Genomic DNA, 19465 nt, shown 5'->3' with positions numbered 1-19465 from the left:
TGCGCCGCATGCTCGTCAAATTGCTGCTGCTGGCCACCTTGTTTGCCGTGCTCAGCATCGCCGCCCTGTACAGCTACGGGCGCTTCGCCGAACGCTCGCTGGGGGCGCCGGGCACAGCCTTGCCCGTGGCGATCGATGCCACCCTGCTCGACCGCGTGCTGGCGCCGCAGCTGGCGCAACGCCCGGGCCACAGCGGCACGGCCCTGATCGACGACAATCTGGAAGCGTTCGCCCTGCGCGCCCTGAGTGCGCGCGAAGCGGGCCGCAGCCTCGACCTGCAATACTACATCTGGCATAACGACGTCACGGGACGCCTGCTGGTGCGCGAACTGCTGCGCGCGGCCGACCGCGGCGTGCGCGTGCGCGTATTGCTCGACGATATCAACGCACGCGGCCAGGACGCAGCCATCCTCGCGCTCGACAGCCACCCGCTGATCGACGTGCGCATCTTCAATCCGGGCCGCAACCGCGACGGCATCTGGATGCGCGCCGTGGAAATGGCCTTGCGCGCCGTCAGCCTGAACCGGCGCATGCACAACAAGGCCTGGATCGTCGACGGCCGGGTCACCCTCGTCGGCGGACGCAATATCGGCGATGAATACTTCGATGCGGCCGAGCAAGTCAATTTCCAGGATGCCGACCTGCTGCTGGTGGGACCCGCCGTGCGGCAGACGAGCGACATCTTCGACCGCTTCTGGAACAGCCGCGCCGTCATCCCCATCGGCGCCTTACACGAGGGCAAGGACGCGGGCGCGGCTGAACTGCAGGCTGTGCGCGCCCGCCTCGACGCGCTCACGGGCGAACTGGGCGCCTCGCCCTACCTGCGGCAGTTGACCGATGCGGGCCAACTGCAGGCCCACCTCGATGGCCGCGTGCGCCTGCACTGGAGTACCCAAGTGCAAGTATTGTCGGATCCGCCGGAAAAAGCCGCGCCCATAGCCAGTTTGCAGCGCAGCGAGCACTGGCTCATGCACAGCTTGCTGCCCCTGCTGACGGACGCACGCGAGGAAGCACTGCTGACCTCGCCCTATTTCGTGCCCGGCACGGAACTGACGCAGACCCTGGCCGACAAGGTCGCCGCTGGCGTCAAGATCCAGGTACTCACCAACTCGCTGGCCGCCACCGACGTGGCCCTCGTGCATGCGGGCTATGCGCGCTACCGTCAGATGCTGCTGGGCGGCGGCGTCGAGCTGTTTGAATTGAAGACCCAGCACCGCACGCGCATCAGCCTGATGGGCTCGAGCCGCGCCAGCCTGCATACCAAGGCCGTGGTGGTGGACGGTCAGCGGGGCTTCGTCGGCTCCTTCAACCTCGACCCGCGCTCGGCCCAGCTGAACACGGAAATGGGCGTGCTGTTCGACGATGCCGCGCTGGCGGCGAACATGCGCACACTGTTCCTGCACTCGACCGCGAGCGACACCAGCTACCGCTTATTCCTCGACAACGGCGCCCTGCGCTGGTCCGACGCCACCGAAGAGCCCGCCAAAGTGTGGACGCAGGATCCGGAAACGGGCTTCTGGCGCCGCGTGCTGGTGTCCGTGATGCGCTGGCTGCCGATCGAGTCGCAGCTGTAGCCACATAAAAAAAACCCCGCGCGGCCGGTACCACGCGGGGTTTTCTTCTCGTGCTGCGCGGCACCACCACGCAACACGCCTTACAGCAACACGCTTACTTTTTCTCGGCTTCTGCCTTCTTCGCATCGGCCGCAGCCAGCTTGGCTTCCTTCTTCGCAGCCGCTTCCGCAGCCTTGGCTTCTTTCTTGGCGGCAGTAGCCGCCTTCTTCTCGGCAGCAGCTTCCTTCTTCATTTCGGCAGCCGTTTTCACGGGGGTGGCATCGGCGGCGGCTGGCGCAGTGGCGGCGGCAGGGACGACCTTGGCGGCGGCTGCTTCTTTTTTCGCGGCGGCAGCGGCGGCCTTGGCTTCTTTCTTCGCAGCAGCAGCTTCTTTCTTCGTTTCAGCGGCTGTCTTGGCTGGCGCCGCAGCGGTGTCGGTCGCAGCAGCTGGCTTCGGTGCGGCTTCTTTCGCTGCAACTTCCTTCACAGCAGCGTCCTTTTTTGCCGGGGCAGCTTTCGCCGCCGGAGCGGGCGCCGCTGGCGCGCCGGACATGGACTGGCCATTCACCTGCAAGCCCGCTTCCGACAACTTCACGGAACTTTTCGGGCCGATGCCCTTCACGCGGCTTTCGAAATCGGCCCAATCCTTGAAGGCGCCGCCCTTGGCACGTTCATCGATGATGGCTTTCGACGTGACGGGGCCGATGCCCTTGACGCTGTCGAGTGCCGCCTGGTCCGCCTTGTTGACATCAACCTGGGCAAAGGCAAAGCCCATCGTCGCAATCAAGGTGGCGATGGCCAGCAGTATTTTTTTGAACATGGGTATCTCTCCGTGGTGTGGTTTCAAGATGACTCGAACGCAAGGGAAGAGCAGCGCCTTAACGGCTTTAACGGCTGTGGCGTGATACGGTTGACAAGACTGGACAGCGGAAGGAGGGGAAAACCTGCGCCAGATCAAACGGCCTGGCGCAGGTGATACAACATAGTTACTGCGGGAACAACTCGTCGCGGGTGACGGTGGCCGTGCCCAGCTTGCCGACGACGATGCCGCCGGCCCGGTTGGCCGTGCGCACGGCCTCGCCCAGGCCCATGCCGGCGCCCAGCATGGCCGCCATGGTGGCGATCACCGTGTCGCCGGCGCCCGAGACGTCGAACACTTCGCGCGCATCGGTGGGCATGTGCAGCACCTCATCGGCCGTGTACAAGCTCATGCCCTCTTCGGAACGGGTCAGCAGCAAGGCATCGAGGCCCAGCTGCGCGCGCATCTGCTGCGCGCGTTCCGTCAATTGCTCTTCCGTGCTCCAGTTGCCGACCACGCGGCGCAGTTCGGACTTGTTCGGAGTGAGCACTGACGCTCCCGTATAGCGGCTGAAATCATCGCCTTTCGGGTCGACCATGACGATCTTGCCGGCGGCACGGGCCGCCTTGATCATCTCGGCCACGTTCACCAGGCTGCCCTTGGCGTAGTCCGACAGGATCACCACATCGTAGTGCGGCAAGAGGGCATTGAACTGCGCCAGCTTGTCGCGCAGCACCGTATCGCTGGGCGCATCCTCGAAATCGATGCGCAGCATCTGCTGCTGGCGGCCGATCACGCGCAGCTTGATGATGGTGGAAATGGCCGCATCGCGCTGCAGATAGCTGTGGATGCCGCCGCCCTCGAGCAGGCGTTCGACCTGGCTGCCGGCCTCGTCGTCGCCGACCACACCCAGCAAGCTCGTCTTCGCTCCCAGCGCGGCCGCGTTGCGCGCCACGTTGGCAGCACCGCCCAGGCGCTCTTCGCGCTTCTCGATGCGCACGATGGGCACGGGCGCTTCCGGCGAAATACGGCTGACGTCGCCGAACCAGTAGCGGTCCAGCATCACATCGCCCACCACCAGCAGGCGTACCTGGGCCAATGCGGCCGGCGCCGTCAAGGCGACCACCTCTTGGGCGCTCATGCGCGCGTCAGGATCGAGCGACCGATCCCGTGGTATTCGATGCCATTCTCGGCCATGACGGCCGGCTCGAACAGGTTGCGTCCGTCAAAGATCACGGCCTGCTTCAGGCGCGCCTTGACCTGCTCGAAGTCTGGGCTGCGGAAGGCTTTCCATTCGGTCACGATGACCAGCGCATCGGCGTCCTGCAGCGCATCCTTCGAACTGTCGGCAAAACGCACCTTCGCCCATTGCTCCGGCGTCAAGTCCAGTTGCAGCACGCGGCGCGCCTCGGCCATGGCGACGGGGTCGTACACGGCCACCGTGGCGCCGCGCGCCAGCAAGTCGGCCAGCAGCACGCGGGCCGACGCTTCGCGCATGTCATCCGTATTCGGCTTGAAAGCCAGTCCCCACACGGCGAAATGCCGGCCTGTCAGATTTTCGCCGAAGCGAGTGACCACTTTGCGTCCCAGCACCTGCTTCTGCTGGTCGTTGACGGCTTCGACGGCGCGCAGGATCAGCAATTCCTGGCCGTGGCCGCGCGCCGTGCGCTCGAGCGCCTGCACGTCTTTCGGGAAGCACGAACCGCCATAGCCACAGCCGGCGTACAGGAAGCTGTAGCCGATGCGCGGGTCGGAACCGATGCCGTGGCGCACGGCTTCGATGTCGACGCCGACCTTGTCGGCCAGGTTCGCCAGTTCATTCATGAACGAGATGCGCGTGGCCAGCATGGCGTTGGCCGCATACTTCGTGAATTCGGCCGAGCGCACGTCCATCCAGTAGGTGCGTTCGTGGTTGCGGTTGAACGGCGCGTACAGGCTTTTCAGCAGTTCGCGCGCGCGCTCGCCTTCCGGCGTGGCGTCGACGCCGATGACGATGCGGTCCGGGCGCATGAAGTCTTCGACAGCCGCGCCTTCCTTGAGGAATTCCGGGTTCGACGCGACCGAGAACGTGGCGGCCACGCCGCGCGCATCGAGTTCGCCCTGGATGGCGGCGCGCACTTTTTCGGCCGTGCCGACGGGCACGGTGGACTTGTCGACGATGACCTTGAAGTCCGTCATGTACTTGCCGATGCCGCGCGCGGCGGCCAGCACGTATTGCAGGTCGGCCGAGCCGTCTTCATCGGGCGGCGTGCCGACGGCGATGAATTGCATCACGCCGTGTGCGGCCGCCGCTTCAATGTCGGTGGAAAAGGTCATGCGCCCGGCGGCGCGGTTGCGTGCCACGACTTCTTCCAGGCCCGGTTCATGGATGGGAATGCCGCCGCTGTTGAGCAAGGCGACCTTCTGTGCGTCCAGGTCGAGGCAAAAGACGTCGTTGCCCAGCTCCGCCAGGCAGGCGCCGGTCACGAGGCCAACATAGCCGGTGCCGATAATAGTGATTTTCATGGATGTACCGTATGGATAAAAAGCAGGTCTTACATAGAAGTACACGTCACATTGCTCAGGGCAAGGTGACGTGTACGAATCAGTTCATGACATTGAGTTCTTCGGTGCGGCGCGGTGGATAGGTTTCCCACTTGTTGCAGCCAGGGCAGTGCCAGTAGAACTGGCGCGCCTTGAAACCGCAGTGGCTGCACTGGTAGCGGGCCAGCTTCTGCGTGTAGCCGTGCACGAGGTTTTTCACCATCGACAGCTCGGACCAGATCGCGGCCGGCGCGTCCATCATGCGCGCTTCCAGCAGTTTATCGAGGCCCAGCAAGGTCGGTGTGCGGCGCAGCTCGGCGCTGACCAGCTGCTTCGCCGCTTCCACGCCGTCGAGCTCGATGACGGCCTTGAAGACGACTTCGATCAGGTCGATCGACGACGCCTCTTCCAGGTAGGAACGCAGCAGGTTGACGCCTTCCTGCGCACGGCCCAGCTTGGTGTAGCCATCCATCAGGCGCTGCGCCACCAGGGCCACGTGCGGCACGCTTTGCTGCTCCACGCGGCGCCAGGTGGTCAGCGCGCCTTCCACGTCGCCACGCGCCAGCAGCACATCGCCCGTCAGGATGGTGGCGCGCACGCTCTTGCGGTCCGTCTGCAGGGCTTTTTCCAGCAGCGGCATGGCGTCGTCCGGCTTCATGTGCACGAGCGCGTCATGCGCCAGTTCGCAATAGAACTGGGCGATTTCTTTCTGGCGCGCACCGGCGCCCGATTCCTGCAAGCCGACGGCCGCTTCGATGGCGCGTGGCCATTCCTTTTCGCGCTGATAGATTTCCAGCAGCGCACGGCGTGCCTGGGCCGCATATTGCGTGTCGATCAGGCTGTTGAAGGTTTCTTCGGCGCGGTCGAGCAAGCCTGCTTTCAGGTAATCCATGCCCAGCTCATAGGCGGCGTGGCCCTGCTGTTCCAGCGGCAGGTCCGGGCGCGCCAGCAAGTTCTGGTGCACGCGAATCGCGCGCTCCGTTTCGCCGCGGCGGCGGAACAAGTTGCCCAGCGCAAAGTGCATATCGGCCGATTCCGGGTCCAGCTTGACGACTTCGATGAAAGCGTCGATGGCCTTGTCATGCTGCTCGTTGAGCAGGAAATTCAAGCCCTTGAAATAATTGCGCGGCAGGCTGCGCGATTCGGACACCAGTTGATGAATGTCCACACGCGCGGCAATCCAGCCCAGCGCGAAAAACATCGGGATACCCAAGAGCCACCAGAGTTCAAAATCCATGCGATTGTTTTTATTCGAGTAAGAGAGATAGGAGCGACGGCGGCGCTTACTGCGCGCTCACGCTGTCCGGTTGCGGCTGGACATTGCTGGCCACGCCAACGGTCTGCAGCGCGGCAATGGTGGTTTTTTGCTTGGTCGCTTCGCGGCGGTGACGGAACACGGTCGGCGTCAGGGCCAGTACGCCCAGGCTCGCGCCAGCGACAAAAAAGCCCAGCAGCATCAGGACCAGGGGGCCGCGAATTTCATAATTGAGGAAAACATGCAGGTCGACAACCTGCGCATTCTTCAGCGCAAAACTGAAGAACAGGACGAAAAGAACACAGCCAACGATGGTGGAGATGATTTTCATCGATAGGTCCAGAAAGAACAAAAAAATGCCAGTGCCCGGATGGCACGAACAGGGAACGCCTGACAAAACCGTAGCGAGCGGCAGTGATTTGTGGCCAAGAAGCGCAACCGTACTGTAGTACGGTGAGCATCGCAGGCCGCAAAGCGCGCCGCGCAGCAGATTTGAGCAGTGCTCTACAGCATATTAACAAAAAAAAGCGGCATCCAAGGACGCCGCTCTTTATGTCGCCTTCCAGCAGACGATTAATCCTCGATGATCGGTTGCCCGACCATCGCGTCCACGCGCTCGCGCAACTGTTTGCCCGGTTTGAAGTGCGGCACCCGTTTTTCGGGAACCATCACCTTGTCGCCGGATTTCGGGTTGCGGCCGATGCGCGGGGGCCTGCTGTTCAGGGCAAAACTGCCAAAACCGCGGATCTCGATACGCTGACCGGTCGCCAGGGCGTTGGTCATCGCATCGAGAATGGTCTTGACGGCATACTCCGCATCTTTCGCCACCAGCTGAGAATAACGCTCAGCGAGGCGGTTGATCAGCTCGGACTTTGTCATCTGCCGTATCCGCAGTCTTAGTTCTTGTTATCGAACTTAGCTTTCAACAAGGCGCCCAGGCTGGTGGTGCCCGAAGCTGCGTTGTTGTCGGTAGCTGCCATCTTCTGCATTGCTTCCTGGGTTTCAACGTTGTCTTTCGCTTTGATCGACAGTTGGATACCACGGGCTTTGCGGTCGATGTTCAACACCATAGCTTCGACGGTATCGCCGACTTTCAGGTGCGTACCAGCATCTTCAACGCGGTCGCGCGAGATTTCGGAGGCGCGCAGGTAGCCTTCAACTTCTTCGGACAGTTGGATCACGGCGCCTTTAGGCTCAACCGATTTAACGGTACCGGTTACCAGCGAGCCTTTGTCGTTCATGGCTGCGAAGTTGTTGAATGGGTCACCTTCCAGTTGCTTGACGCCCAGGGAAACGCGCTCGCGCTCAACGTCGATGGCCAGAACGATGGCTTCCAGTTCGTCACCTTTCTTGAAGCGACGCACGGCTTCTTCGCCGGTTTCGGTCCAGGACAGGTCGGACAGGTGCACCAGACCGTCGATGTTGCCGGCCAGGCCGATGAACACGCCGAAGTCGGTGATCGATTTGATCGCGCCGCGGACTTTATCGCCCTTCTTGTGGGTTACGCCAAAGTCATCCCAAGGGTTGGCTTTGCACTGTTTCATACCCAGCGAGATACGACGACGCTCTTCGTCGATTTCCAGAACCATGACTTCTACTTCGTCGCCCAGTTGGACAACTTTGTTAGGAGCAACGTTTTTGTTCGTCCAGTCCATTTCGGAAACGTGTACCAGACCTTCGATACCCTGTTCCACTTCAACGAACGCGCCGTAGTCGGTCAGGTTCGTTACTTTACCGAACAGACGGGTGCTTTGCGGGTAACGACGGGACAGACCGGTCCAAGGATCGTCGCCCAGTTGTTTCACGCCCAGGGAAACACGGTTTTTCTCTTGATCGTATTTCAGGACTTTGGCGGTGATTTCCTGGCCAACCGTCAGTACTTCCGACGGATGACGTACACGGCGCCATGCCAGGTCGGTGATGTGCAGCAGGCCATCGATACCGCCCAGATCCACGAACGCGCCGTAGTCGGTGATATTTTTGACGACGCCGGTCACGACCGTGCCTTCTTTCAGCGTTTCCATCAGTTTCTGACGCTCTTCGCCCATCGAAGCTTCGATGACGGCGCGGCGGGACAGAACCACGTTGTTACGCTTGCGATCCAGCTTGATCACTTTGAATTCGAGGGTTTTACCTTCGAATGGGGTCGTGTCTTTGACAGGACGGGTATCAACCAGCGAACCCGGCAGGAATGCGCGGATGCCGTTGGTCAACACGGTCAGACCGCCTTTGACTTTACCATTGACGGTACCGACGACGATTTCGCCCGATTCCATCGCTTTTTCCAGAGCCAGCCACGAAGCCAGACGCTTGGCTTTATCGCGCGACAGGATGGTATCGCCGAAACCGTTTTCCAGCGATTCGATCGCCACGGAAACGAAGTCACCAACTTTGACTTCCAGTTCGCCGTGGTCGTTCTTGAATTCTTCGACAGGGATGAATGCTTCGGATTTGAGGCCAGCGTTCACGATCACGAAATTGTGGTCGAGGCGCACGACTTCAGCGGAAATAACTTCGCCGGAGCGCATATCTTGACGCGACAACGATTCCTCGAAGAGCGCAGCAAAACTTTCCATACCGGTAGATTCGTTAGTTGTAACAGTAGACATAGGGTTCACACAGGTTATCCAGCAGAGATCGCACGATGCGACTTAAACTGGGTTAGGTTTTTGACACACCCGGACAGGCCAGGAGCCATCAACGGGCACCACATAGCACAACAACACGCTATTTTGCTGCGGCGGCATACCATTTCAACACGGTTTCGACGGCAACATCTGCCGTCATTTCCGACGTATCGAGGACATGCGCCCCTTCCGCAGGGACCAGCGGCGCAATCGCACGGTGAGTATCACGTTCGTCCCGCGCCTGCAAATCCATCAGAAGGTCTTCCATATTAGCAGAAAAACCCTTGTCTATCAATTGCTTGTAGCGCCGTTGCGCGCGCGCCTCGACGCTGGCCGTCAGGAACACCTTCAATTGGGCGTGCGGGAAGATCACCGTGCCCATGTCGCGCCCGTCGGCCACCAGGCCCGGCGTCTTGCGAAAGCCCAGCTGCAAGCTGACCAGGGCCTGGCGCACCGTTGGCAACACGGCAATCTTCGACGCCGTATTGCCCACTTCTTCGGCACGGATCTGCTCGGTGACGTTTTCCTGCGCCAGCAGGATCTCGCCATTGGCAAAGTGGCAAGGCAAGTGCTCGGCCAGCTTGGCCAGCGCGTGCTCGTCGCGCAAGTCCGTGCCGCGGCGCAGCGCGCTCAAGGCCGTCAGGCGGTACAGCGCGCCCGAGTCCAGGTAATGAAAGCCCAGCTTGTCGGCCACGCGGTGCGCCACCGTGCCCTTGCCGGAAGCGGTGGGGCCGTCGATGGCGATGACTGGGATGTGGGAGGTCGGCATAGTATGAGCAATCAATTAAATCAGGGTGTCTTTGGCAATCCCCGCAAACGCGGCGAAATACTCGGGGAAGGTCTTGGCCACGCATTTCGGGTCGTTGATGCGCATCTCGTTGCCGCGGCGCGCGGCGCCGTCCAGCGAGGCCAGCGAGAAGCACATGGCCATGCGGTGGTCGTCATACGTGTCGATGGTGGCAGCCTGGATCTCGGCCGGCGGCGTCACGCGCAGGTAGTCGGCGCCCTCTTCCACTTCGGCGCCGAGTTTGCGCAGCTCCGTGGCCATGGCAGCCAGGCGGTCCGTTTCCTTCACCCGCCAGCTGGCGATGTTGCGCAAGGTCGAGGTGCCGTCCGCGTACAGGGCCGCCACGGCGATCGTCATGGCCGCGTCGGGAATGTGGTTGAAGTCCATGTCGACGGCTTTCAATACACCGTTCGAGCGTGCCTCGATCCAGTTCTCGCCCATGGTGATGGTCGCACCCATCTGCTGCAAGGCTTCGACGAAACGCACGTCGCCCTGGATGCTGTCGCGTCCCACGCCTTCCACGCGCACGGGACCGCCGCCGATGGCGCCGGCCGCCAGGAAGTACGATGCCGACGAGGCGTCGCCTTCCACGTGGATCGTGCCCGGGCTCTGGTATTGCTGGCCCGGCTGCACGGTGAACGACTGCCAGCCGTCATGCTCGACCGTCACGCCGAAACGGCGCATCAGGTTCAGGGTGATCTCGATGTACGGCTTCGAAATCAGCTCGCCCGTCACGTCGATGGTCACCGCATGGTCGCGCGCCATCAGCGGCGCCACCATCAGCAAGGCCGTCAAAAACTGGCTCGATACGTTGCCGCGCACGGCGATGCGTTGCGCGTGGATGTGGCCGCGGCGGATGCGCAGCGGCGGGAAGCCCTGCTCGCCCGTGTATTCGATCTGCGTGCCGACGGCGTTCAGCGCGTCGACCAGGTCGCCGATGGGGCGCTCGTGCATGCGCGACACGCCATGCAGGGTGTAGTCGCCGCCGATGACGGCCAGGGCCGCCGTCAGCGGGCGGATCGCCGTGCCGGCGTTGCCCATGAACAGATCCGCCTCGTGGTGCGGGAACACGCCGCCGCAGCCCTCCACGTGGTGCACCTGGTGGGCGGTGGCCGGGTCGCCCGTCAATTCATCCTGCGTCCATTTGACGCCCAGCGACGTCAATGCCGTCAGCATGACGAAGGTGTCGTCTGAGGCGAGCAGGTCGATGATCTTCGTCGTGCCCTTGGCCAGCGCGGCCAGCAGCAGCACGCGGTTGGAAATGCTTTTCGAGCCGGGCAGGCGCACCGTGCCTTCGGCGTGCATCACCGGTTTCAGATCGATATGGTGGGGGTAGTGCTTGGTCTGGGTCATGCTGGAATCCTTGAGTATTTATCGTGTGGGCGCGGCCGGCACTTCCGCCGTTTCAATCGCCTCGATCCATTGCTGCCGCGCGTGCTGGGCGTTCGCATACACGCCCTCGATGGCGGCGCCGTCGTTCGCGGCCAGGTGGGCGCGCAAAGTCGTCAACTGCGCCAGGTAGGCGTCCAGTTCGTGCAGCAGCGCCGGCTGGTTGGCCAGGCTGATGTCGCGCCACATTTCCGGCGATGAGCCGGCGATGCGCGTAAAGTCGCGAAAGCCGCTGGCCGCGTATTGGAACAGCAGGCCCGCGTGCGGTTTGTTGGCGATGTCGTCGACCAGCGCAAAAGCCAGCAAATGCGGCAGATGGCTGACGGCGGCAAACACCTTGTCATGTTCTTCGGGGCTCAAGGTGTGCAGGATGGCGCCGCAGGCGCGCCACGCGGCCGCCACCCGCTCCACATCAAACGCGGCGTTTTCCGCCAGCGGCGTGAGCACCACCTTCTTGCCTTGATACAGATCGATGATGGCGGCATCGGGACCGTTCGTCTCGCGGCCCGCGATCGGGTGGCCGGGCACGAATTGCCCCACCTTGCCACCGAGGGCCGCACGCGCGGCCGCCACCACGTCGCTCTTCGTGCTGCCCGCATCGGTGACGATGGTGCCCGGCTGCAGGTGCGGCGCGATGGATGCCAGGATGGCGCCCGTCTGCGCCACGGGCGCGGCCAGCAGCACCAGGTCGGCGCCATGCAAGGCTTGCGCCATGTCGCCGCCGATGGCGTCGATGATGCCAAGTTCGAGCGCGCGCGCCATCGACGCCGGCGAGCGGCCCATGCCGACAACCTTGGTCACCGCGCCCGCGTGTTTCAGGGCGCGCGCGAACGAGCCCCCGATCAGGCCTACGCCAAAGATAACTACCTTGTTCAGTGCAGGCGTCGTCATATCGTCAGGCCAGCGCTTTCGTCAGCGCGGCGATGAAGATGGCGTTTTCCTGCGGCAGGCCGATGGAAATGCGCAGCCATTGCGGCAAGCCGTAGCTGCCGACGGGACGCACGATCACGCCCTGTTTCAGCAGCGCCAGGTTCACGCGCGCGCCCGCTTCATCATCGTCGCCCACCTTGACCAGCACGAAATTGCCGTGCGATGGCACGTATTCCAGGCCCAGCTGCGCAAACGCTTCCGTGAACTGCTGGTAGCCGGCCGCGTTGTTGCGCGCGCTTTGCTCGAGGAATGCCTTGTCGTTCAGGGCGGCAATCGCCGCCGCCTGCGCCAGCGAGTTGACGTTGAACGGCTGGCGGATGCGGTTCATCAGGTCCGTCAGCACTGGCTGGGCGATGGCAAAGCCGATGCGCAGACCGGCCAGGCCGTAGGCCTTCGACAAGGTGCGCGACACCACCAGGTTCGGATACTGGCGTACCCACGCCGTCGACTCGTACTGGTCGTCGGCCGACAGGAATTCGTTGTAGGCCTCGTCCAGCACGACGACGACGTGCGCCGGCACTTTTTGCAGGAACGCTTCCAGCTGCGCGGCCGTCAGGAAGGTGCCGGTCGGGTTGTTCGGGTTGGCGATGAAGACCAGTCGCGTGTCGGCGGCAATCGCCGCCGCCATCGCGTCCAGGTCATGGCCATAGGCTTGCGCCGGCACGACGATGTGGCGCGCGCCCAGGCCTTGCGTGGCCAGCGCGTACACGGCGAACGAGTACTGCGAGTACACGACGGATTGGCCATGCTGCACGAACGCGTGCGCGGCGATTTCCAGGATGTCGTTGCTGCCGTTGCCCAGGGTGATCCAGTCGGTAGGCACGTCGTAGCGCTTGGACAGCACGGCTTTCAAGTCGAAGCCGTTGGCGTCCGGATAGCGGCCCAGGTCGTCGATGGCGGCGATCATCGCCTGCTTCGCCGACTCCGGCATGCCGTACGGGTTTTCATTCGACGCCAGCTTGACGATGGCTGCCTCGTCGAGGCCGAATTCGCGCGCAACTTCCGCGATCGGCTTGCCGCTCTGGTAAGGGGCGATGGCGCGGACGTATTCTGGACCGATATTTTTAGACATGGTGTTCTTTAAAAGTTGGTGAATGATTAGGCTGGTGGCTGTTGTTGGGTTACGCTGCGCTAACCCAACCTACAGCTTACCGTATGTCGGGTAGGTCGGATTAGCGAAGCGTAATCCGACACCACCACCGGCATCAATCGAAGTCACAGACTGACCGGATACGACCCCAGCACCTTGAAAAACGCCGCATTGCTCTGCAGCTCGGCCAGCGCCTGGGCGACGGCGGCATCGTGCACGTGGCCCTCCACGTCGACATAGAAATAATACTCCCAGCTGCCCATGCGCGCCGGGCGCGACTCGAAGCGCGTCATCGACACGCCGTGCTTGGCCAGGGGCGCCAGCAACTGGTACACGGCGCCCGCCTTGTTCGGCACGGCCAATACCAGCGACGTCTGGTCCTTGCCCGACGGCGCCGTCTGCAAGGTGCCCACGATGGCAAAGCGCGTGCGGTTGTGCGGGTCGTCCTGGATATGGCCCTTGACCACGCCCAGCTTGTACTGCGCGCCCGCCAGTTCGCTGGCAATCGCCGCCACCGTGGCATCTTCGCCAGCCATGCGGGCAGCCTCGGCGTTCGAGGCCACGGCGCGGCGCTCGATGTGCGGATAATTCTGGTTCAGCCACACCTGGCACTGCGCCAGCGCCTGCGAATGGGCGCAGATGGCGGTGACGCCATCCATGTTGCCGCTCTTCGTCATCAGGCTGTGGTGCACGGCGATCGCCACTTCTCCGCTGATGATGAGGCTAGTCTGCAGCATCATGTCCAGCGTGCGGTTGACGGCGCCTTCCGAGGAATTCTCGATCGGCACGACGCCGAAGTCCGCCGTCCCCGCCTCGGCGGAACGGAATACTTCATCGATGGACGCGCACGGCAAGCCTTCGACGGCGCTGCCGAACTGCTGATACACGGCCTGTTCGCTGAAGGTGCCGGCGGGGCCAAGGTACGCCACGGTCACGCGCTTTTCCAGCGAACGGCAGGACGACATGATTTCACGGAAGATGGTCTGCACTTCGCGGTCGCCCATGGGACCGGGATTGCGCTCGGCCACGCCGCGCAGCACCTGCGCTTCGCGCTCGGGACGGAACACGGGCGCCTGCGTCTCGGCCTTCACGTGGCCAACCTGCTGGGCGATTTGCGCGCGGCGGTTCAGCAGCTCGAGGATTTGCGCGTCGATCGCATCGATCTGTTCGCGCAGCGGTTTCAATTTATCGGTCATGGTGGTTTGTTTCGTCAGCTGTACTTCAATCATGGCCACGCGGCCTGCGCCGGCGGCGGGCCGGCGCGCTTATTCATGAGAATGCCGGACAAAATGATCAGGGCTAGGCGCGTTGCCGCTGGCAGTACAAATGTACGACAAGGCAATGCAACAACGCCCTGGACTTTTTGGCAGGCATTCTAGCGTCCGGCAAACTCGTTCAGATAATTCACTAAGGCTTGCACGCCTTCGATCGGCATCGCGTTATAGATCGATGCACGCATGCCGCCGACGGACTTGTGGCCCTTCAGTTGCAGCAGGCCGCGCTGCTTGGCGCCGGCCAGGAATGCGTCGTTCAGACTTTCATCGCGCAGATAGAACGGGATGGTCATGCGCGAGCGGTATGCGGGCTCGACCCGGTTCTGGTAGAAGTCGTCCGCATCGAGCGCTGCGTACAGCAGAGCCGCTTTCTCAATATTACGCTGTTCCATGGCCGCAACGCCACCCTGGCGTTTGAGCCACTGGAAAACCAGGCCGGCAATATAGATGCCGTAGGTGGGCGGCGTGTTGTACATCGACTCATGTTCGGCCACGATGGTCCAGTCGAAGGCCGACGGGCAGATCGGCAGCGCCTTGCCCAGCAAGTCTTCGCGCACGATGACCAGGGTCAGGCCGGCCGGGCCGATATTTTTCTGCGCGCCGCCGAAGATCACGCCATATTGCGACACGTCGATCACGCGCGACAGAATGTGCGAGGACATGTCGGCCACGATGGTGGTCCCTGCCGGCACGTTCGGCGCCTGCTGGAATTCCACGCCGTCGATGGTTTCATTGGTGCAGATGTGCAGGTAGGCGGCCCCCGGCGTCAGCTTCCATTCGGAGACGGGCGGCACGCCCGTGAAACGGGCGGCCTTGGACGACGCGGCCACGTTGACGTTCGCATACTTGGCCGCTTCCTGGATCGACTTGCCCGACCACGAACCCGTATGCACGAAGTCGACGGTGGCCGGCTGCTGCGCGGCCAGGCCCGCCAGGTTCATCGGGATGATGGCGTTCTCGCCCAGGCCACCGCCCTGCAGGAACAGGATCTTGTAGTTGTCGGGCACGGCCAGCAGCTCGCGCAGATCGGCCACGGCCTGCTTGTAGATGGAGATGAATTCGGGACCACGGTGGCTCATTTCCATCACCGACATGCCACTGCCATGCCAGTCCTGCATCTCGGCGGCCGCTTGCGCCAGCACTTCCTTGGGCAGGACGGCGGGGCCGGCGGAGAAGTTGTAGATAGGGCTTACGGCTCGATGGGTCACGATACGGTCCTTAGTAAAATGAAATTATTGGGGCGACTGCGTGGCCGCCCGCATGACCTGGTCAAGCACGGCATTCACGCGGGGGATCAGCACGCGCTGGCTGATGGCCATCGATTCGGCGGACAGTTGCGGCATGGTGGCCAGCATCTTGCGGCCCAGCGGCGTCTTGTAGAAGGCCGTCAGCTGCTCGACTTCCTGCACCGTGTAAAAGCGCGCATACAGGGGCACCATTTCGTCGCCCAGCTCGTCGATCAGGGTCGGGTCGGCCAGTACCTGCGTCAGGGTGGCGATGGCCAGGGGGATTTCTTCCTCGGCGCTGGCCAGCGCCCGCGCCTTGCGCTGCTCGTCCAGTTTCGGATTGCTGTTGATTTGCTGCTGCGCCGACTGGCGGATCATGGCGGGCACCGATTGCAGCATCTGATCGAAGATGCTGCGCGTCAGTTGCGGGAACTGCATCGCGTCGAGCATGCGCCGCACGGCCACTTTCATGGCGGGGCTGGGCGCCGCCTGGCGGGCAGGCGTGGCTTGCGTGCTCTGGGCCAGGGCCGGCAGGGTCGCGAGGAAGGCCAGCGAAAACGCGGCGAAGAAGGTGGCGACGATTTTTCTCATGGCATGCGGGATGTTGAGTGACTTGTAAATAGACATTGTCGGCGATGCATGTCGGGTTACGCCCGACGGGCTAACCCGACCTACGAAACGCTACGCAATTCTGCTGGCGGCATAAGCACGCGCCAATAGCAATTGGGGCTCCCGAAAGAGCCCCAATCATCTTACTCCGGCTGGGCCGGATCGACAGGATCGGCTGGTTCGGCCGCCGCCGGCGCAGGCGCGGCGTCCGCCTCCGTCGTCAGCTCGACTTCGTCGATATCCGTTTCCACCACGCGCTGCAGGCCAGACAGCTTGGTGCCGTCTTCCACGGCGATCAGGGTCACGCCCTGCGTCGCGCGGCCCATCTCGCGGATTTCCGACACGCGGGTGCGGATCAATACGCCACCGGTAGTGATCAGCATGATTTCATCGCTGGCATCGACCAGGGTCGCGGCAACCACTTTACCGTTGCGCTCGCTGGTCTGGATGGCGATCATGCCTTTCGTGCCGCGGCCATGGCGCGTGTACTCGGTGATCGGCGTACGCTTGCCGTAACCGTTTTCCGTTGCCGTCAGCACCGACTGCTGCTCGTTCTCGGCCACCAGCAGGGCGATCACATGCTGGCCTTCTTCCAGGTTCATGCCGCGCACGCCGCGCGCCGTACGGCCCATCGGACGCACATCGTTTTCGTCGAAGCGCACTGCCTTGCCCGAATCGGAGAACAGCATCACGTCGTGCTGGCCGTCGGTCAGCGCCGCGCCGATCAGGAAGTCGCCGTCGTCCAGGTCGACCGCGATGATGCCGGCCTTGCGTGGATTGCTGAAGTCCTTCAGCGGCGTCTTCTTGACGGTGCCCAGGCTGGTCGACATGAACACGTAATGGTCTTCCGGGAACGTGCGGTTCTCGCCCGACAGCGGCAGGATCACGGTGATCTTTTCGTTGTCCTGCAGCGGGAACATGTTGACGATCGGCTTGCCGCGCGAATTGCGCGAGCCTTGCGGCACTTCCCACACCTTCAGCCAGTACATGCGGCCACGATCCGAGAAGCACAGGATGTAGTCGTGCGTATTGGCGATGAACAGCTGGTCGATCCAGTCTTCCTCTTTCGTCGCCATCGCCTGCTTGCCGCGACCGCCGCGCTTCTGCGCGCGGTATTCGGTGATCGGCTGGGCCTTCATGTAGCCGGTGTGCGACAGGGTCACGACCATGTCTTGCGGCGTGATCAGGTCTTCCGTTTCCAGGTCGGTCGCATTCAACTCGATCTGCGAGCGGCGCACGTCCTTGTTGCCTGCGCCGTATTCGTTCTTCGCCGCCGTCATTTCATCGGTGATGATGACGGTGACGCGTTCCGGCTTGGCCAGGATGTCGAGCAAGTCGGCGATATGTTCCATCACGTCCTTGTACTCGTTGACGATCTTGTCCTGCTCCAGGCCGGTCAGGCGCTGCAAGCGCATCTGCAGAATTTCCTGCGCCTGGTCGTCCGACAGCTTGTACAGGCCATCCGTCTGCATGCCGTAGTGCTTCGGCAGGTTTTCCGGACGGTAGGCATCCACGCCGCCCGGCGTCGTGCCGTCGCCCGTGCGGGCCAGCATTTCGCGCACGACGGACGAATCCCAGGCCTTGGCCATCAGCTCGACCTTGGCGATCGGCGGCGTCGGCGCGGCCTTGATGATGGCGATGAAGTCATCGATGTTGGCCAGCGCGACCGCCAGGCCTTCGAGCACGTGGCCGCGTTCGCGCGCCTTGCGCAGTTCGAACACGGTACGGCGCGTCACCACTTCGCGGCGGTGCGACAGGAAGCATTGCAGCATCTGCTTGAGGTTCAGCAGCTTAGGCTGGCCATCGACCAGGGCCACCATGTTCATGCCGAAGGTGTCTTGCAACTGGGTCTGCTTGTACAGATTGTTCAGCACCACTTCCGGCACTTCGCCCCGTTTCAGCTCGATCACCACGCGCATGCCCGACTTGTCGGATTCGTCGCGGATGTCGGAAATGCCGTCGAGCTTCTTGTCGCGCACGTTTTCAGCGATGCGTTCCAGCAAGGATTTCTTGTTGACCTGGAATGGCAGCTCGTCGACGATGATGGCGATGCGGCCGCCATCCTTGCCGTATTCTTCGAAGTGGGTCTTGGCGCGCATGACGACGCGGCCGCGGCCCGTGCGGTAGCCGTCGCGCACGCCGGACACGCCATAGATGATGCCGGCCGTCGGGAAGTCCGGCGCCGGGATCAGCTCGATCAATTCATCGATCGTGCACTCGGGATTGCGCAGCACGTGCAGCGCGCCGTCGATGACTTCGGTGATGTTATGTGGCGGAATGTTCGTCGCCATGCCGACGGCGATACCGGACGAGCCATTGATCAGCAGGTTCGGGATACGCGTCGGCAAGACCGTCGGTTCCTTTTCCTTGCCATCGTAGTTGGGCTGGAAGTCGACGGTATCCTTGTCGATATCGGCCAGCAGCTCGCTGGCGATCTTGTCCAGGCGGCACTCGGTGTAACGCATTGCCGCGGCGCCATCGCCGTCGACGGAACCGAAGTTGCCCTGGCCATCGACGAGCATGTAGCGCAGCGAAAAATCTTGCGCCATGCGCACCAGTGTGTCGTAGATCGAGGCGTCGCCGTGGGGATGGTATTTACCCATGGTTTCGCCGACCACGCGGGCGCACTTGACGTAAGGGCGGTTCCACACGTTATTCATTTCATGCATCGCGAACAAGACGCGGCGGTGCACTGGCTTCAAGCCATCGCGCGCATCGGGCAAGGCGCGACCGACGATCACGCTCATGGCGTAATCGAGGTAGCTCTTGCGCATCTCTTCTTCGAGGGAAATAGGAATTGTTTCTTTTGCGAATTGATCCATTGGCGGTTCGACTGATCTCAGGCTGTGGTTAACTTATCTGTTACGCAATGTATGACGCAATACTGCATATCCTGGGTGGCTGTCGTCGTGGACGCCGCGCCGTGCGCTGCTGGCGTGGCCCGGCTTCCATGTCGCAGAGTGCCTGAACAAATCGGCGGGCTGGCGGCGCGGCCAGTACGGGTACCGCAAGGGTACGTGCTGGCCATGCAGTGCCGCCGTGGGCATTTGCTCGACACTCTTAACAGTCAAGCGCACGATTTTAGCATGCGCGCCCAGCTACCTGTACAAATTGGCCATACCGGCAAGATTGGCAGTTTGCACCAGGGCCGTGCATGTTGCCCTGTCGATAATGCACAATGGCAATGTCAGTTCAAGATACCTGCCCTTAAAAGTGGCAAGAAAAGCGATCAATTGTTACAGATGCGTTACAAATGGGCATTTTCGTTGCGCAAAAACAACGCACGGTCTAAAATCGGGCAAGCTTTGATTTAACCACGGTCGTGTGCCCCTGATGCGTGTGGCAAAATGACTGGGAAGTTAATTGCTAGTTTCGCAATCTGAAACGAGCGCATATGGTCTAC

Annotated in this window: 17 protein-coding genes; 2 read left to right on the top strand and 15 right to left on the bottom strand. The window is 62.4% G+C overall.

Translation table 11 applies throughout. The features are described 5' to 3' along the window. The first annotated feature begins 8 nt into the window (after positions 1-8). A complete protein-coding gene (locus ACQ4WO_RS19320) occupies positions 9-1574 on the top strand; it encodes a phospholipase D family protein (RefSeq protein ID WP_436482824.1) in 1566 nt (521 codons plus the stop codon). A gap of 94 nt (positions 1575-1668) precedes the next feature. Here the strand turns inward: ACQ4WO_RS19320 and ACQ4WO_RS19315 are convergent, their stop codons facing one another. The 15 genes from ACQ4WO_RS19315 to gyrA all read right to left on the bottom strand — a co-directional run bounded on the left by ACQ4WO_RS19315 (position 1669) and on the right by gyrA (position 18884). Continuing rightward, positions 1669-2373, bottom strand: coding sequence for a ComEA family DNA-binding protein (locus ACQ4WO_RS19315; protein ID WP_436482822.1), 705 nt, complete (start codon positions 2371-2373; stop codon positions 1669-1671). A gap of 166 nt (positions 2374-2539) precedes the next feature. Further along, the gene (gene rfaE1 / locus ACQ4WO_RS19310; RefSeq protein ID WP_436482821.1) at positions 2540-3493 is read right to left on the bottom strand and encodes a D-glycero-beta-D-manno-heptose-7-phosphate kinase; all 954 of its coding nucleotides are present in this window, start codon (positions 3491-3493) and stop codon (positions 2540-2542) included. After that, positions 3490-4857: a UDP-glucose dehydrogenase family protein gene (locus tag ACQ4WO_RS19305; RefSeq protein WP_436482820.1), complete on the bottom strand. Its 1368-nt coding sequence runs from the start codon at positions 4855-4857 to the stop codon at positions 3490-3492. The genes rfaE1 and ACQ4WO_RS19305 overlap by 4 nt, the downstream gene beginning before the upstream one ends. Positions 4858-4936: 79 nt before the next feature. Beyond that, positions 4937-6112: a lipopolysaccharide assembly protein LapB gene (gene lapB / locus ACQ4WO_RS19300; protein ID WP_128140247.1), complete on the bottom strand. Its 1176-nt coding sequence runs from the start codon at positions 6110-6112 to the stop codon at positions 4937-4939. Between the two features lie 46 nt (positions 6113-6158). Beyond that, positions 6159-6461, bottom strand: a complete 303-nt coding sequence (locus tag ACQ4WO_RS19295; protein ID WP_034751796.1) for a LapA family protein — start codon at positions 6459-6461, stop codon at positions 6159-6161. 242 nt (positions 6462-6703) lie between these two features. Next, a complete protein-coding gene (locus tag ACQ4WO_RS19290; RefSeq protein ID WP_008446215.1) occupies positions 6704-7009 on the bottom strand; it encodes an integration host factor subunit beta in 306 nt (101 codons plus the stop codon). Between the two features lie 17 nt (positions 7010-7026). Continuing rightward, a complete protein-coding gene (gene rpsA, locus ACQ4WO_RS19285; protein ID WP_071650172.1) occupies positions 7027-8739 on the bottom strand; it encodes a 30S ribosomal protein S1 in 1713 nt (570 codons plus the stop codon). A 118-nt stretch (positions 8740-8857) separates the two neighbouring features. Continuing rightward, positions 8858-9526, bottom strand: a complete 669-nt coding sequence (gene cmk, locus ACQ4WO_RS19280; RefSeq protein WP_046682679.1) for a (d)CMP kinase — start codon at positions 9524-9526, stop codon at positions 8858-8860. A gap of 15 nt (positions 9527-9541) precedes the next feature. Next, positions 9542-10897 (bottom strand): 3-phosphoshikimate 1-carboxyvinyltransferase, encoded by a 1356-nt coding sequence (gene aroA / locus ACQ4WO_RS19275; protein WP_034751802.1) that lies wholly within the window; start codon positions 10895-10897, stop codon positions 9542-9544. Positions 10898-10915: 18 nt separating this feature from the next. Further along, a complete protein-coding gene (locus ACQ4WO_RS19270; RefSeq protein WP_436482819.1) occupies positions 10916-11824 on the bottom strand; it encodes a prephenate dehydrogenase in 909 nt (302 codons plus the stop codon). A gap of 4 nt (positions 11825-11828) precedes the next feature. Next, a complete protein-coding gene (gene hisC, locus ACQ4WO_RS19265) occupies positions 11829-12935 on the bottom strand; it encodes a histidinol-phosphate transaminase (RefSeq protein WP_436482818.1) in 1107 nt (368 codons plus the stop codon). 143 nt (positions 12936-13078) lie between these two features. Continuing rightward, a complete protein-coding gene (pheA, locus tag ACQ4WO_RS19260) occupies positions 13079-14149 on the bottom strand; it encodes a prephenate dehydratase (RefSeq protein ID WP_436482955.1) in 1071 nt (356 codons plus the stop codon). A gap of 179 nt (positions 14150-14328) precedes the next feature. Continuing rightward, positions 14329-15435 carry a 3-phosphoserine/phosphohydroxythreonine transaminase gene (gene serC, locus ACQ4WO_RS19255; RefSeq protein ID WP_436482817.1) on the bottom strand — a complete coding sequence of 369 codons (1107 nt, stop codon included), beginning with the start codon at positions 15433-15435 and terminating at the stop codon, positions 14329-14331. 24 nt (positions 15436-15459) lie between these two features. Beyond that, a complete protein-coding gene (locus ACQ4WO_RS19250) occupies positions 15460-16044 on the bottom strand; it encodes a DUF2059 domain-containing protein (RefSeq protein ID WP_331777441.1) in 585 nt (194 codons plus the stop codon). A gap of 161 nt (positions 16045-16205) precedes the next feature. Beyond that, on the bottom strand, positions 16206-18884 hold the full coding sequence (gene gyrA / locus ACQ4WO_RS19245; protein ID WP_436482816.1) for a DNA gyrase subunit A: 2679 nt from the start codon (positions 18882-18884) through the stop codon (positions 16206-16208). A gap of 138 nt (positions 18885-19022) precedes the next feature. On the opposite strand from gyrA, the gene ACQ4WO_RS19240 reads away from it, so the two are divergent. Beyond that, the gene (locus ACQ4WO_RS19240) at positions 19023-19376 is read left to right on the top strand and encodes a hypothetical protein (RefSeq protein ID WP_436482815.1); all 354 of its coding nucleotides are present in this window, start codon (positions 19023-19025) and stop codon (positions 19374-19376) included. Positions 19377-19465: the final 89 nt, after the last annotated feature.

The organism is Janthinobacterium aestuarii (genome assembly GCF_051380835.1).
Lineage (GTDB): Bacteria > Pseudomonadota > Gammaproteobacteria > Burkholderiales > Burkholderiaceae_D > Janthinobacterium > Janthinobacterium aestuarii.
The sequence above is the reverse complement of the archived record's forward strand: the minus strand, read 5'-3'. Positions and strand labels throughout refer to the sequence as shown.